Origin of the sequence: Salinicola tamaricis (assembly GCF_003006155.1) — a bacterium.
Classification (GTDB): domain Bacteria; phylum Pseudomonadota; class Gammaproteobacteria; order Pseudomonadales; family Halomonadaceae; genus Salinicola; species Salinicola tamaricis.
This window is the reverse complement of record NZ_CP023559.1, coordinates 887,605-900,951: the sequence shown is the minus strand read 5'-3', so window position 1 is coordinate 900,951 and position 13,347 is coordinate 887,605. Positions and strand designations below refer to the sequence as shown.

General features: G+C 68.3%; 14 protein-coding genes, 1 tRNA gene and 2 pseudogenes. 7 read left to right on the top strand and 10 right to left on the bottom strand.

Annotated elements, in window-relative coordinates:
* Nucleotides 1–2: 2 nt before the first annotated feature.
* The 3 genes from CN538_RS04035 to CN538_RS04025 form a co-directional block, all read right to left on the bottom strand.
* Nucleotides 3–995 carry an ABC transporter substrate-binding protein gene (locus CN538_RS04035; protein ID WP_106418635.1) on the bottom strand — a complete coding sequence of 331 codons (993 nt, stop codon included), beginning with the start codon at nucleotides 993–995 and terminating at the stop codon, nucleotides 3–5.
* A 68-nt stretch (nucleotides 996–1,063) separates the two neighbouring features.
* Nucleotides 1,064–2,506 carry a sensor histidine kinase gene (locus CN538_RS04030; protein ID WP_106418634.1) on the bottom strand — a complete coding sequence of 481 codons (1,443 nt, stop codon included), beginning with the start codon at nucleotides 2,504–2,506 and terminating at the stop codon, nucleotides 1,064–1,066.
* On the bottom strand, nucleotides 2,503–3,171 hold the full coding sequence (locus CN538_RS04025; protein ID WP_106418633.1) for a response regulator: 669 nt from the start codon (nucleotides 3,169–3,171) through the stop codon (nucleotides 2,503–2,505). Before CN538_RS04025 ends, CN538_RS04030 begins: the two co-directional genes overlap by 4 nt.
* A gap of 275 nt (nucleotides 3,172–3,446) precedes the next feature.
* On the opposite strand from CN538_RS04025, the gene CN538_RS21920 reads away from it, so the two are divergent.
* From CN538_RS21920 to CN538_RS04000, 7 genes are all read left to right on the top strand, one after another.
* Nucleotides 3,447–3,848 carry a hypothetical protein gene (locus CN538_RS21920; RefSeq protein WP_242495558.1) on the top strand — a complete coding sequence of 134 codons (402 nt, stop codon included), beginning with the start codon at nucleotides 3,447–3,449 and terminating at the stop codon, nucleotides 3,846–3,848.
* A complete protein-coding gene (locus tag CN538_RS21915; protein WP_242495557.1) occupies nucleotides 3,805–4,434 on the top strand; it encodes a Bug family tripartite tricarboxylate transporter substrate binding protein in 630 nt (209 codons plus the stop codon). Before CN538_RS21920 ends, CN538_RS21915 begins: the two co-directional genes overlap by 44 nt.
* Before the next feature lie 154 nt (nucleotides 4,435–4,588).
* Nucleotides 4,589–4,855: a hypothetical protein gene (locus CN538_RS21910; RefSeq protein WP_242495556.1), complete on the top strand. Its 267-nt coding sequence runs from the start codon at nucleotides 4,589–4,591 to the stop codon at nucleotides 4,853–4,855.
* A gap of 30 nt (nucleotides 4,856–4,885) precedes the next feature.
* Nucleotides 4,886–6,397, top strand: coding sequence for a tripartite tricarboxylate transporter permease (locus CN538_RS04010; RefSeq protein ID WP_106418632.1), 1,512 nt, complete (start codon nucleotides 4,886–4,888; stop codon nucleotides 6,395–6,397).
* A 184-nt stretch (nucleotides 6,398–6,581) separates the two neighbouring features.
* On the top strand, nucleotides 6,582–6,878 hold the full coding sequence (locus tag CN538_RS20765) for a type 2 periplasmic-binding domain-containing protein (protein WP_207233622.1): 297 nt from the start codon (nucleotides 6,582–6,584) through the stop codon (nucleotides 6,876–6,878).
* 287 nt (nucleotides 6,879–7,165) lie between these two features.
* The gene (locus CN538_RS24065) at nucleotides 7,166–7,294 is read left to right on the top strand and encodes a hypothetical protein (RefSeq protein ID WP_277985094.1); all 129 of its coding nucleotides are present in this window, start codon (nucleotides 7,166–7,168) and stop codon (nucleotides 7,292–7,294) included.
* 159 nt (nucleotides 7,295–7,453) lie between these two features.
* A tRNA-Ser gene (locus CN538_RS04000) sits at nucleotides 7,454–7,543 on the top strand.
* Nucleotides 7,544–7,759: 216 nt separating this feature from the next.
* Here the strand turns inward: CN538_RS04000 and CN538_RS20760 are convergent.
* The 7 genes and pseudogenes from CN538_RS20760 to CN538_RS03970 form a co-directional block, all read right to left on the bottom strand.
* Complete coding sequence (locus tag CN538_RS20760) at nucleotides 7,760–8,347, bottom strand: DMT family transporter (protein ID WP_207233621.1); 588 nt, start codon at nucleotides 8,345–8,347, stop codon at nucleotides 7,760–7,762.
* A gap of 186 nt (nucleotides 8,348–8,533) precedes the next feature.
* Nucleotides 8,534–8,692 carry a hypothetical protein gene (locus CN538_RS20755; RefSeq protein WP_207233620.1) on the bottom strand — a complete coding sequence of 53 codons (159 nt, stop codon included), beginning with the start codon at nucleotides 8,690–8,692 and terminating at the stop codon, nucleotides 8,534–8,536.
* Between the two features lie 6 nt (nucleotides 8,693–8,698).
* Nucleotides 8,699–9,861, bottom strand: a pseudogene (locus CN538_RS03990) (phosphoglycerate kinase).
* A 154-nt stretch (nucleotides 9,862–10,015) separates the two neighbouring features.
* Nucleotides 10,016–11,051 (bottom strand): annotated as a pseudogene (locus CN538_RS03985) (type I glyceraldehyde-3-phosphate dehydrogenase).
* A gap of 86 nt (nucleotides 11,052–11,137) precedes the next feature.
* The gene (locus CN538_RS03980; RefSeq protein ID WP_106418631.1) at nucleotides 11,138–11,887 is read right to left on the bottom strand and encodes an alpha/beta fold hydrolase; all 750 of its coding nucleotides are present in this window, start codon (nucleotides 11,885–11,887) and stop codon (nucleotides 11,138–11,140) included.
* Nucleotides 11,888–12,004: 117 nt separating this feature from the next.
* Complete coding sequence (locus CN538_RS03975) at nucleotides 12,005–12,733, bottom strand: LrgB family protein (RefSeq protein WP_106418630.1); 729 nt, start codon at nucleotides 12,731–12,733, stop codon at nucleotides 12,005–12,007.
* Nucleotides 12,726–13,082 (bottom strand): CidA/LrgA family protein, encoded by a 357-nt coding sequence (locus tag CN538_RS03970; protein ID WP_106418629.1) that lies wholly within the window; start codon nucleotides 13,080–13,082, stop codon nucleotides 12,726–12,728. The genes CN538_RS03975 and CN538_RS03970 overlap by 8 nt, the downstream gene beginning before the upstream one ends.
* Between the last annotated feature and the right edge of the window lie 265 nt (nucleotides 13,083–13,347).

Sequence of the window (13,347 nt, the reverse complement as noted above, 5' to 3'; positions counted from 1 at the left end):
GCTCACTCGCTGAGGATATTGAGCTCGCGATCCCAGCGGCGCAGGAAGGCCTGGCGCCGCAGCGGATCGACGAAGGCGAGCAGGGTGGCGTTGATCGGAATCGGATAGAGGTGGTCGCCGACCTGATCGCGCAGGCGCTGGGCGGTGTAGGGGCCGATGACGTCGTCGCGCACGCTGAACAGCGGTGTGCGCCCGGCGAGGATGCGCTGGCCGCGCTGGCTGAGCAGGAAGTCGACGAAGCGCCGCGCGGCTTGCGGATGCGGTGCGTCGCGGTGGACGAAGGCCATACGCATCAGCACCAGCGAGTAGTCGTTGGGCACCTGCACGATGATGTCGGGGTGGCTCTGTGCCCAGACCATGGCGTAGGAGCCGAGCAGGTTGTAGCCGAGCCAGTAGCGGCCGTCGCTCAGGCCCTCGAGCATCGCTTGGGTATCCTGGGCCAGGTCGACGTTGGCGGCGCCCATCGCCGCGACCAGGTCCCAGATGCGCGGCGTGTAGCGGGCATCCTGCTGCAGCAGGGTGTAGCCGACGCCGCTGTCGCGGGGCGAGTAGGTGACCACACGCCCGCGCAGCCAGTCGCGATAGTCGGTCAGCAGGTCGAGCAGGTCGCGATGGGTGGTCGGCGGCGGCATGTGCGAGGCGAGCTCCAGGCGGTAGGCCATCACCACCGGTTCGAAGGTGAAGCCGAACACTTCATTGCGCCATTTGGCCCAGGCCGGCCATTGCTGGGCCTCGACGCTGTCGAGCGCCTGCGCCCGGCCTTCGTTGCTCAGCGCCAGTTGCCACGGCATTGCCGAGCTGATCACCACGTCCGGCGGGTTCTCGGCGTCGCGTGCGCGGCGGTCGGCTTCGAGGGTGGAACGCTCGCGGTAGTCCAGGGTGATCTGCGGGTACTCGGCGCTGAAGGCGTCGAGCACCGGCTGGAACACCGGGCGATCCAGTGCGGCTTCGACGATCAGCGGCTCGGCTACGGCGGGGGAGACGCCCAGACCCATCCCGAATCCTATTCCCAGGCAGAGACAGACTCGCGCAAGCGCGGTCGAGAGCGTGCGATATCGGCGGCTCATGCGCGTTCTCCAGGATCTGGGGTGTGCCTATCGGAATCCGCTTCGGGTGGGGCCAGACGCACCAGCGTCAGCGACAGGCGCAGCCCGTGCGGGCTCACCGCACTCAGTTCCAGCGGGCTGCCGTGACGCCGGGCGATGGAGTCGACGATCGCCAGCCCCAGCCCCGAGCCCTCGGTGTCCTGGCGCTGGCCGCGCTCGAAGGGGCGCGTCAGGCGCTCGCGCGCCGCCGCCTCGACCCCGGGGCCGTCATCCTCGATCGAGAGTTCCAGCCGGTCGGGGGTCAGGTCGCGCAGCGCCACCGTGATCTGGCTGCCGTGCGGGGTATAGCGGCAGGCGTTGTCGATCAGGTTGTTGAGCAGCTCGTGTAGCGCCCAAGCCTCGCCGGCGACCCAAGCCGGCTGAGCGCACGTCAGCGCCAGGCCGAGATCGTGATCGCGGCTCTCCTGGCGGTCGGCCCACTCCATCACCACCGCGCGCAGTAGCGCATCCAGCGCCAGCGGCTGGCGCTCCTGGTCGGGGCCCAGATGGCGTAGCCGGGTCAGGCTGAGCATCTGGCCAGCCAGCCGGCTGGTGCGGCTGGCGCTGTCGTGGACCTCGTTCAGGGCGCGCCGCCAGGCCGCTGGATCGGGGCTGGCCAGGGCCAGCTCCGAGGTGCTCTGCAGCCCCGCCAGCGGGGTCTTCAACTGGTGCGAGGCGTCGGCGATGAAGCGCAGCAGGGTGGCGCGGCGGTCACGCTGGTCGGCGAGCAGACGGTTCAGGGTGTCCACCCATTCGCGCATCTCCCGCGGCACCTCCAGGGTGAGCGGCTCGACGTCGTCCGGATGGCGGTCGCGCAGCGCCCGGCGCAGGCGTTCCAGCGGCGCCAGCAGGGCGCGCACGGCGATCATCAGCAGCGCCGCGGTGATCAGCACCATGGCGGCGAAGCGCGAGGCGCTCTTCTCGAACAGCTCGCCGGCGAGCAGGTCGCGCCCGCGCCGGGTATGGCCGACCCACAGCTGCACCGGCTCCTGGGTATCCCAGCCGGCGGAGTCGATCTCACGGCCATGAAGGCGGATCGGCACGCCGTCCAGGTCGGCGTCGTAGAACACCGGGTGGTGGCTGGCGGCGTCGCGCATGGCGGCGCTGATCGGCAGTTCGGCGTTGCGCGTGATGGTGCGGCCGTTATCGGCCTGGAGCCAGTAGAACACCCGCTCCTGCCATTGGGTGGCGAGAATCTGCAGCGCCGAGGCGGGCATCTCCAGGGTGGGCTGGCCATCGGGCCACTGCAGCGATTCGGCCATGGTCAGGCTGGCGGCGGCGAGCTGGCCGTCGAGGGCGCGGTCGGCGGCCTTGTGGGCGCTGGTGTAGGCCTCGATCAGCAGTAGCGTGCCGAGCCCGGCGACGATCGCGGTCAGCCACAGCGCCAGACGGCGCTTGAGCGATACCGGGCGGGCGTTCACGCGCGGCGCTCTTCCAGCCGGTAGCCCAGCCCGCGCAGGGTGCGGATCGCCAGCGGCGCGTCCTGGAGCCGCTTGCGCAGCCGGCTGACGTAGACCTCGAGGGCGTTGGCGCCCACCGCTTCGAAGCCGAACAGGCGATCCTCCAGCGTCTCCCGGGGCACGATGCGCCCGGCGTTGAGCATCAGCGCTTCGAGCAGGCGGAATTCACGCCGCGGCAGATCCAGCGGCTCGCCCGCCAGCCACACGCTGGCGGCGTGGGTGTCCAGCGTCAGCCCGGCGAAATGCAGGCGGTCGTCGAGACGCTGCTGGCTGCGTCGCAGTAGGGCGCGCACGCGCGCCTCCAGCTCGCTGATCGAAAAGGGTTTGGCCAGGTAGTCGTCGGCGCCCAGGTCGAGCCCGCGCACGCGATCCTCGAGCCCGTCACGAGCGGTGAGGATCATCACCGGGGTGGCGTCGCCGGCATCGCGCAGGCGCGCCAACAGCTCGAGCCCACTGGCATCGGGCAGGCCAAGATCGAGCAGGATCAGATCGAAACGGCGCTGGCGCAGCGCCTGCCAGGCATCTTCGACCCGGCTCAGCGCGTCGATGCGATAGCCGGCGCGGGCCATCGCCTCGCCCAGCGAGCGCGACAGCAGAGGATCGTCTTCGATGACCAGCAGATGCATGACGGGGGCTCCGCGCCAGTGTGTCGTCAGGGTGAGGTCGCCAGGATGAGACCGGCCGCATGAGACCGACCGTTCGCACTCGGAGCGCGCTGGCTCGGCGGGGCGATCAGTCCGTATGCGACTAATGTCTCAATTAGACCAAAGCTCTAGATGACAGGTTGATGAAAGGTTGGCGGCCTAGCATCGCTCAGGTGCTGTATGAACCGTCGCTTGCGGGCCGGTCCCGATCAGAGCCCGAGCGGATAGCGAGCATAACAATCCAGGAGACGCTGAGCATGCCGAAATCATCCTCCCTTCGTCGTTGGCTGGCCGCCGCCGTGGCCGGTGGCGCGCTGCTGGCCGGTGCCGTTCAGGCCCAGGCCAAGCCCCCCGAGTGTATCGCCCCGGCCAAGCCCGGCGGCGGCTACGATCTCACCTGCCGCCTGGCCGCCAACGGCCTGCAGGAAGCCAAGCTGATCGACGAGCCGATGCTGGTCACCTACATGCCGGGCGGGATCGGCGCGGTCGCCTATAACCACGTCACCGGTGTGCGCAACGACGACCCCAACCTGATCGTCGCCGCGAGTACCGGTGCCGCGCTCAATCTGGCGCTGAAGAAGTTCGGTGCCAAGCAGTCGGTCGACGACGTGCGCTGTGGGTGCGCTGGGGGTCGACTACGGCGCGGTGGTGGTGCGTAACGACGCCCCGTGGCAGAACCTCGACGAGCTGATGCAGGCGCTGAAGAAGGATCCCGCCAGCGTGGTGATCGGCGCCGGTGGCACGGTCGGCAGCCAGGACTGGATGAAGGCGGCGCTGATGGCGAAGTCCGCCAATATTGATCCGCGCAAGCTGCGCTATGTCTCCTTCGAGGGCGGCGGCGAGGCACTGGCGGCACTGCTGGGCGAGCACATCCAGGTGTTCACCGGCGACCTGGCCGAACTCAAGCCGCAGCTCGACAGCGGTGAGGTGCGCATCCTCGCAGCACTCGCCGAAGAGCGCCAGGCCGGCCCCTACGCCGATATTCCCACCGCCAAGGAGCAGGGCTACGACGTCGAGTGGCCGATCTGGCGCGGCTACTACATGGGCCCGAAGGTCAGCGACGAAGCCTATCAGGCATGGGTCGAGCGTCTGCGCGAGCTGAGCCAGACCGAGAGCTTCGCCAAGCTGCGTGAAGGTCGCGGGCTGTTTCCCGTGAGCAAGTTCGGCGATGACTTCGACCAGTACGTCAAGCAGCAGGTCGCCAGCTTCTCGCAACTGGCCAAGGAAGTGGGTCTGACCCAATGAGATACGCCGCCGACCGAATCTTGAGTCTGCTGTTGCTCGGTCTGGCGGCGTTCATCGCCGTCCAGGCCTGGCATCTCGAGGTGCCGTTCAGCTACGACCCGGTGGGCCGAAGGCCTTCCCGCTGCTGCTGGCGGGGCTGCTGGCGCTGCTCGCGGTGGTGCTGTTCGTGCGCCCGGGGCCCAGCGGTGAATGGCCCAGCGGCGCGCTGCTGCTGGCGCTGGTGGTGATGGGGCTGCTGGTGGTGTACGCCGCGCTGTTCATCCAGGCCGGCTACCTGCTGATCACTGCGCTGGTCAGCGTGGCGATCGCCTGGCTGTTTGGCGCCTCGCCGCTCAAGGCCTTGGTCGGCGGGGGTGCTGCTCGCCCTTGGCAGCTATGTGCTGTTCACCTATGCGTTGGGCATCTCGCTACCCACCGGTAGCTGGATCGAACCGCTGCTGGGAGCCAACTGATGTTCGATTTCCTGATCCAGGGCTTCGGCGTCGCGCTGACGCCGCTCAATCTCGGGCTCGCCTTTCTCGGCGCGCTGCTGGGCACGCTGTTCGGCGCGCTGCCGGGCATCGGCCCGATCAACGGCATCGCCATCCTGATGCCGCTGGCCTATACCCTCGGCCTGCCGGCGGAGTCGTCGCTGATTCTGCTCGCGGGCATCTACACCGGCTCCGAATACGGCGGGCGCATGTCGAGCATCCTGCTCAACGTGCCCGGCGACGCCGGCGCGGTGATGACCACGCTGGATGGGCACCCGCTGGCCAAGAAGGGCCTCGCTGGCCCGGCGCTGGGGCTCTCCGCGGTGAGCTCGTTCATCGGCGCCACGGTGGCGATCCTGGGGCTGACCCTGTTCGCGCCGCTGCTGGCGATCGTCGCAGTCAAGTTCGGCCCGGCCGAGTTCTTTGCGCTGATGATCTTCGCCTTCGCCTCGATGTCGGCGATGATGGGCAAGGATCCGCTCAAGACGCTGATCGGCGCCGTGCTCGGCGTGCTGATCTCCACCGTCGGGGTCGACTCCGGCACCGGCGTGCTGCGCTTCACCTTCGACATGCCCGAGCTCTACGACGGCATCGATTTCGTGGTCATGATCATCGGGCTGTTCGCGGTCAGCGAGATCCTGCTGATGCTCGAACACGCCTTCCGCCACGACCAGGATGGCGAGATGGCGCCGATCGGCCGTGTCATGGTCAAGATGAGTGAAGTGCTCTACTGCAAGTGGGCGATCCTGCGCTCCAGCGTGATCGGCTTCGTCATCGGCGTGCTGCCGGGCACCGGCGCCTCCGTCGCCAGCGCCGTGGCCTATACCACCGAGAAGCGCATCAGTGACCACGACAACAGCTTCGGCACCGGCAACATGCGCGGTCTGGCGGCGCCGGAAGCGGCCAACAACGCCTCCGCCGCGGGCTCCTTCGTGCCCATGCTGACCCTGGGCATCCCCGGTTCCGGTACCACCGCGATCCTGCTCGGCGCGCTGATGCTCTACAACATCAACCCGGGGCCGATGATGATGTTCCGTGAACAGCCGATGGTCGTGGGCGGGCTGATCGCCTCGCTCTATATCGGCAACGTCATGCTGCTGCTGCTCAATCTGCCGCTGGCCGGGGTCTTCGCCCGCGTGCTGCAGGTGCCGCGCTGGCTGCTGGTACCCAGCGTGGCGATTCTCGCCTTTGTCGGCGTCTATCAGCTGCACTCCGATCTGATGGCGATCTACCTGATGCTGGCCATCGGCGTGTTCGGCTATCTGCTGCGCAAGTTCGGCTTCTCGCTGGCGCCGGTGGTGCTGGGCTTCGTGCTCGGCGGGCTGATGGAAGAGAACCTGCGCCGGGCGCTGTCGATCAGCGGTGGCGATCTTGCCATCCTGTGGCAGTCCGGGCTCTCGATCGGGCTGTGGGCCGCCGCCGCCGCGGTGGCGTTCATTCCGCTGTTTGCGGGCAAGCTCAAGGCCAAGTTCCTGCCCGCCCGATCTACCTGAGTCGCACTCGCCGGCGCTCCGCCGCTGTCGCTGATTCCCTGGCCCCGCTTCGGCGGGGCTTTTTTCGTGACGCGTGCCTGGGACTCGTTCCTGGAACTCATGTCGAAGATGACTTGATGCCGCGAGGGGGCTATTGTCTGCCCATCTTCCACAGCGCGCCGAGCCTCGGCCACCGGGAGTGATCATGCAGACATCGAAGTGTCGGGTGCGGGCCATGCTGGCGCCGGAAGGGCGGCTCAAGGTGGCGATCAACTACGGCAATCCGGTGCTGGCCAGCGCCGCGAGGATGGCGAGCCGGTGGGGTCTCGGGCTCTGGCCCGGGCGGGCTGGCGGCGAGCTGGATTGGCGGTGGGATTCGTCCTATGACGCCGCCGGGTCCGTGGTCGCCGATCTCGAACACGCCGACTGGCGGTTGGCGTTTATGGCCCGCGACCCCAAGCGCGCGCCGAGACGATCCACTTCACCTCGCCCTATGTGCTGATCGAAGGCACCTACCTGGTGCCGAGGCGGCGCCGTTCGCCCAGGTCGATGAGCTCGACCGTGACGGGGTGCGCATCGCGGTAGGCGAGGGCGCGGCCTACGACCTCTATCTCTCGCGCACCTGCAGCACCCTGAGCTGGTGCGCGCGCCCACCTCGGCGGCGGCGATCGAACTGTTTCGAGAGGGGGCTCGACGCCGCCGCCGGCGTGCGCCAGCCGCTGACCCGCTACGCCGAGGCCCACCCGGTATCGAGTCCTGCCGGGGCGCTTCACCGCGATCGAGCAGTGCATGGCGCTACCCCGCGCCCAGGCCGAGGTCGCCGACTATGTCGAGCCTCCTGGCGCGGATGAAGCACGAGGGATGGTTCAGCGTGCGTTGCGTGAGAGCGGGCAGGGTGATGCGGAGGTCGCCCCCTGAGTGGGGAGAGGGTGCGCAGGTAGCGGTTTTTGCCCCGAAAAATGCCGGGGGCTTCACACGGTGCGGGTGTTTTCTGTTATGCTTCGTCACCGCGAAACGCCGGTAACCTTCGGCGGCACCCTATGAGGGCCGTTAGAACGTTGTTTGGCCTTTGCGTCAGGAGAGGTGGCAGAGTGGTCGAATGCACCGCACTCGAAATGCGGCATACCTTCGCGGGTATCGAGGGTTCAAATCCCTCCCTCTCCGCCACGAACAGCAAAAAGCCGGCTTATGTAGCCGGCTTTTTCGTGGGCGCTCGTCAGAGGCTGTTTACAAAATGTCTGCGCTCGGCAATACGGCGTTGAAATCGACCTCAAAATACTCATTTACCCCACGTAAACTCCGTTTTTTCGATCGATTTCGCCTTGTCTTGTCTTCGCTCGCCGAATTTGTAAACACCCTCTCAGTTACGCCATCGAATCGTCTTCAGCGGGCTGTGTCCGAGAGGCGACGGCCGGGCAGCGGCGCCACTTCCAGCACCGCCGCGGCGATCACCAGCAGCGCGCCGCCGAGCTGAAGCGCGCTGAGCGGCTCGCCGGCGAACAGCGCCGCCGAGAGCACGCCCACCAGCACTTCGCTCATCATCAGAATCCCCAGGCGCGCCGGTGCCAGCACGCTGGCCGCCCACACCACGATCGCCAGCGATATGGCCCACCACAGGGTGGCGGAGACGGCGATCCAGGCCACGGCCTGACCCAGCGCTGGCATCGGCGGCAGCCCGGGCCAGGGGGCGAGCAGCGGTGTCAGTGCCAGCGCGCCGAGCACGGCGCCCAAAGCGAACACGAAGCTGCCTTCGCCGGGGCCGAGGGTGCTGCGCGCGCGCATGCCGCTGGAGGCGATCGCCCACAGCACGCCGGAGACCAGCCCCAGCCAGTCGCCCAGGGTGCGTGGCAGCGGCGAACCGGCGGCGCCCAGCACCAGCGTCAGGCCACCTAGCCCCAGGGCGATCACGGCAAGACGTCGGCCGGTGAGCGGCCAGCGCCACCACAGCCGCTCGATCAGCGAGCTCCACACCGGGGTGAGATAAGAACAGCAGGATGACCACCGCGACCTGGCCCTGGACCAGACCCACCGAGTAGCACATGAACGCCGCGCCGCCGAGCAGCACCGCGAGTATCCCCAGCGGATGGCAGCGGCGCAGCCGCGCGCGCCCGGCCAGCGCCCAGGGGATGAGCAGGCAGCAGGTCGTGAGCGCGACGATCAGCGAGCCCCAGACGCCGCCCAGGGCCGCGCCTCGAGGCGGCGGATAGGAATCCAGTAGAGCCCCCACAGCGCGCCGGCGAACAGAATGCCCGCAGCCGCCAGACGCGTGCGTCTGGCGGCTGCGGGGTTCGGTGCGAGGCTCTTCGTATCAGCCATCCGCGCTCAGCGCGCGGCGGCTTCGAGCGCGGCGACGGCAGGCAGGGTCTTGCCCTGACGTACTCGAGGAAGGCGCCACCGCGGTGGAGATGAGGGACGCGCTCGGCGATGCCGTACTTGTCGATGGCGGCCAGGGTGTCACCGCCGCCGGCAATCGAGAACGCCGGGCTGTCGGCAATGGCGTGGGAGAGGGTCTCGGTGCCCTTGCCGAACTGGTCGATCTCGAACACCCCTACCGGGCCGTTCCAGAGGATGGTGCCGGCGTTGCCGAGCAGTGCCGCCAGGCGCTTGGCGGTCTCCGGCCCGATATCCAGGATCATCTCGTCGTCACCGACCTGGTCCACCGGCTTGACCGTCGCGGTGGCGGATCGGAGAACTCGGTGGCCACCACCACGTCGCTGGGCAGCGGGATCTCGACCTTGGCCATCAGCGCCTTGGCCTTGTCGATCAGATCGGCTTCGTAGAGCGACTTGCCGACGTTGTGGCCGGCCGCGGCGATGAAGGTGTTGGCGATCCCGCCGCCGACGATCAGCTGGTCGCACTTCTCGGCCAGGGCGTAGAGCACCTCGAGCTTGGTCGAGACCTTGGAGCCGCCGACGATCGCTGCCATCGGGCGCTTGGGCGCGCGCTGAGCGCCTGCTCCAGCGCTTCCAGCTCGCTCGCCAGCAGCGGGCCGGCGCAGGCCTGGGGGGCGAAGCGAGCGACGCCATGGGTCGAGGCCTGGGCGCGGTGGGCGGTGCCGAAGGCATCCATCACGTAGACGTCGCAGAGTGCGGCGTAGGCCTTGGCCAGCGCCTCGTCGTCCTTTTTCTCGCCGCGGTTGTAGCGCACGTTCTCCAGCATGACCACTTCGCCGTCGCCGATCTCGACCTCGCCGTCGAGATAGTCCTTCTCTAGGCGCAACCGGCTGACCCAATAGCTCGCTGAGATGCCGGGCGACCGGGGCGAGGCTGAACTCGTCGGCCGGTTCGCCTTCGGTGGGGCGGCCCAGATGGCTCATCAACAGCACGCGGGGCGCCGGCGTCGAGGGCGGCGCGGATGGTCGGCAGGCTGGCGCGGATGCGGGCGTCGCTGGTGACCTTACCGTCCTTGACCGGCACGTTGAGATCCTCGCGGATCAGGACGCGCTTACCCGAGAGATCCAGCTCAGTCATCTTATGCACGTTCATGCGTTCCTTCCTTAGGTTTTGTACGAAAACTGCCTACGCTCGGCAATACCGCGTTAAAAATTGGCTCAAGATGCTCATTTATGCCCATAAACTCCGCTCTTTTCGCCACTTTTTGCCTTGTCTTGCCTTCGCTCGTCGACTTTTCGTACAGAACCTAGCGGGGAGAGGCGGTAGCGGAGGATGGGCACTCGAGCCAGTGGTGGGCGACGTCGAGCATGCGATTGGCGAAGCCCCACTCGTTGTCGAACCAGCACAGCGCCTTGAGCAGGCGGCCCCGGCGACGCGGGTCTGGGTGGCGTCCACGATACCCGAGCGCGGGTCGTGGTTGAAGTCGACCGAGGCCATGGGCTCGTCAGTGTAGCCGAGCAGGCCCTGATAGCAGCCGAGGCTGGCGTCGCGCAGGCAGGCGTTGACCGCCGCGGCGTCGGTCTCGCGGGCGAGCGAGATCGCCATGTCCATGGCCGAGACGTTGATCGTCGGCACGCGCACGTGCAGGCACTCGAAGCGCTCCGCCAGGTGCGGCATCAAACGCCCGATGCCGCGGGCGAGGCCGGAATCCACCGGCACGATCGACTGCATCGCCGAGCGCGTCAGGCGCAGGTCGCTGTTGTGGTAGGCGTCGATCACCGGCTGGTCGTTCATCGCCGAGTGGATGGTGGTGGTGACGCCGTGCTCGACCCCGAAGTGGCGGTCGAGCACGTGCAGGATCGGCACCAGACAGTTAGTGGTACATGAGGCGGCGGAGACCACGCGCATAGCCGCCGTCAGCATCGACTGGTTGACGCCGTAGACCACGGTGGCGTCGACGTCCGCCTCGGCGGGCTGCGAGAACAGCAGCCTCGCGGCGCCGGCCTGCAGGTGGCGTTCGGCGGTGGCGCGATCCTTGAAACTGCCGGAGCACTCGAGCACCAGATCCACCCCCAGGTCGCCCCAATCCAGCGCTTCGGGGCGGCGGCGCGGCGGATGGCGATCGCCTGGCCGTTGACCACCAGCTCGCCGCCATGCGTCTCGACCCGCCCGGGAAAGCGGCCGTGGGTGGTGTCGTAGCGGGTCAGATAGGCCAGCGTTTCCAGCTCGGAAAGCTCGTTGATGGCGACCACCTGGAACGGCAGCTCGGGGCGTTCCACCAGGGCGCGCAGCACGCTCTGGCCGATCCGCCCGTAGCCGTTGATGGCGATGCGATACGTCATGCCGGGGCCCGTTCGAGAGATTCACGAAGGCAGGCATGTTAGCGCATTCACCGCGCCGCCGCAGGGGCCGAACCCGGCTCCCGGCCTCAGCGGCAGCTGGCCGCGATGGCATCGAGGCGCGCGGCCAGAGCCGCGGGCATCTCCATCGGCAGCAGATGGCCATAGCCAGGGAAGATTTCGAGTTCGCCGGCGCTCAGGTGCGGCATCACCGACTCGCGCTGCACCGCCGGCGGCAGCGAGGGGTCGCGGTCGCCCACCAGCACCCAGGCGGGCAGGTCGAGCACCCCGACGCGCTCGCGCCAATCCTCGGCGTAGGTGTGCTCGGGCCAGGCGCGCCAGGCCGCCGGGGTGGCGTTGATCGCATCCTCCACTGCGCGCTGGTAGGTCGCCGGGTCGAGTGCCACCGCGCTGGCGCCGTCGATGAACGCCCGCGCCTGGGCCTCGCTGAAGTCGAAGTCGAGCTGGAAGCGGTGCTCCTCGGCACTGATCGTCTGGGGACCGGGCGGCGACGGGGCGATCAGCACCAGGGCGCGCAGCCAGGCCGGGCGCTCGGCGGCGACGGTCATCGCGATGCGCCCGGAGAAGGAGTGGCCGACCAGCACCACCTCGTCGAGCCCCGCAGCCTCCACCTCGGCGATCACGTGGCGGGTCATGGCGGCGACGTCATAGCCGGGGCGATCACGGGCGTCGCCGAAGCCCGGCATGTCCAGGGTGGCGACACGCGCCGCTGGGTCGAGGTGGTGGATCACCTCGTGCCATTCGCGGTGAGAGCTGCCGAAGAAGTGCATCAGGACCAGGGTCGGGCGCCCCTGCCCGCTATCGCTCGAGAGTGTCATCGTCTGGCCTCCATGCCATGGGTGTCACCCCAGCGTAGTCTCTCGCGCCGGCGCCGTCCGTCATCTCGGCGGCGTCTGTCATCTCCAAGTGGCCGCTATGTCAGCGTAGGTATCGGCTCACGCCCAGAGATGCCACACCAGCGGCAGCACGATGGCGGTAAAAGCGCCGGTCAGGCTCATGCCCAGCGAGGCGAAGGCGCCGGCCTGATGGCTGATCTCGAACGCGCGCACGGTGCCCAGGGCATGGCCGTTGATGCCCAGGGCGAGACCAATCAGGCGCGGATCGCGGATGCGCATCCAGCGGCTCAGCCACTCGACGCCGAAGATCGCGGTGATCCCGGTGGTCATCAGCGCGCCCATCAGCAGCGCCGTGGAGCCGCCCAGTTCCTGAGTCAGACTCAGCGCGATCGGCGAGGTCACCGACTTCGGCGCCAGTGAGGCGAGCACTTCGGGTGGGGCGCCGAGCAGCCAGGCGATCAGCACGGCGTAGCAGGCGGCCAGGGTGGCCGAGAGCGGCAGCGTCAGCACGATCGGTTTCCACAGCGCGCGGATCTGCCCCAGTTGCTGGTAGAGCGGCACCGCCAGCGCCACCGTGGCCGGCCCGAGCAGCAGCATCAGCCAGGCGGCGCCGCGGTTGTAATCATCGATGCCGATTGGTAACAGCGCGATCACCGCGGCGATCAGCAGCGCGGCGATGATCACCGGCGGGCACCAGCTGGGGTGGCGCATCAGCTTGAACAGACGCACGCCGAGGAAGTAAGCGGCCAGGGTCAGCCCGATGGCGCCGATCGGGGTGGCGAACCACGCTTGCGGCACGGCCGCCAGGGTCGTGCTCAGCTCACTCATGCGGGGGCTCCGGCGGCAGGCAGCGGCGCATCAGCCACAGGCTGGAGGCGACGCTGGCCAGGGTGCCCAGCAGCAGCGCGGTGAGAATGGCGCCGGCCTGATCGGCGAAGCGCCCGGCGACGAAGAAGATCTCGACCACGCCGGGCATGATCAGCAGCGCGAGCATGGCGATCAGCGGCTGGCTGACGGCGACCACATCGGCGTTCATGCCGCCGCGCTGGCAGAACCACAGCGTCAGCAGCAGCATGCCGATCACCCCTGCGGGCAGGGCGATGGGCAGCCACAGCACGATGGCCTGGCCCAGCAGCAGAAAGACGAGCAGCCAGAGAAAGCCCCGCAGCACGGACATGGCAGGTCTCCGAGAAGGCGGAAAAGCCGCTAGCGTAGCAGATCGCGTCGCGATCCCACTTTCCCATGACGATTTTCAGCCCGCGCCGCTGTGCGACTCGTGACACGCTGTCGGGCCGTGGCCGCCGAGCCCCAGGTGGCGTCAGCGAATGGCGACAGCCGGGACAACTCGTGAGTAAGGCGCGACAGACTCGCGCGCAAGGCGTGAACTGAGCGGCGTTGTCGCTTATTCTGGGGCCCGTTCGACCGCGCGGTGGACGCACCCG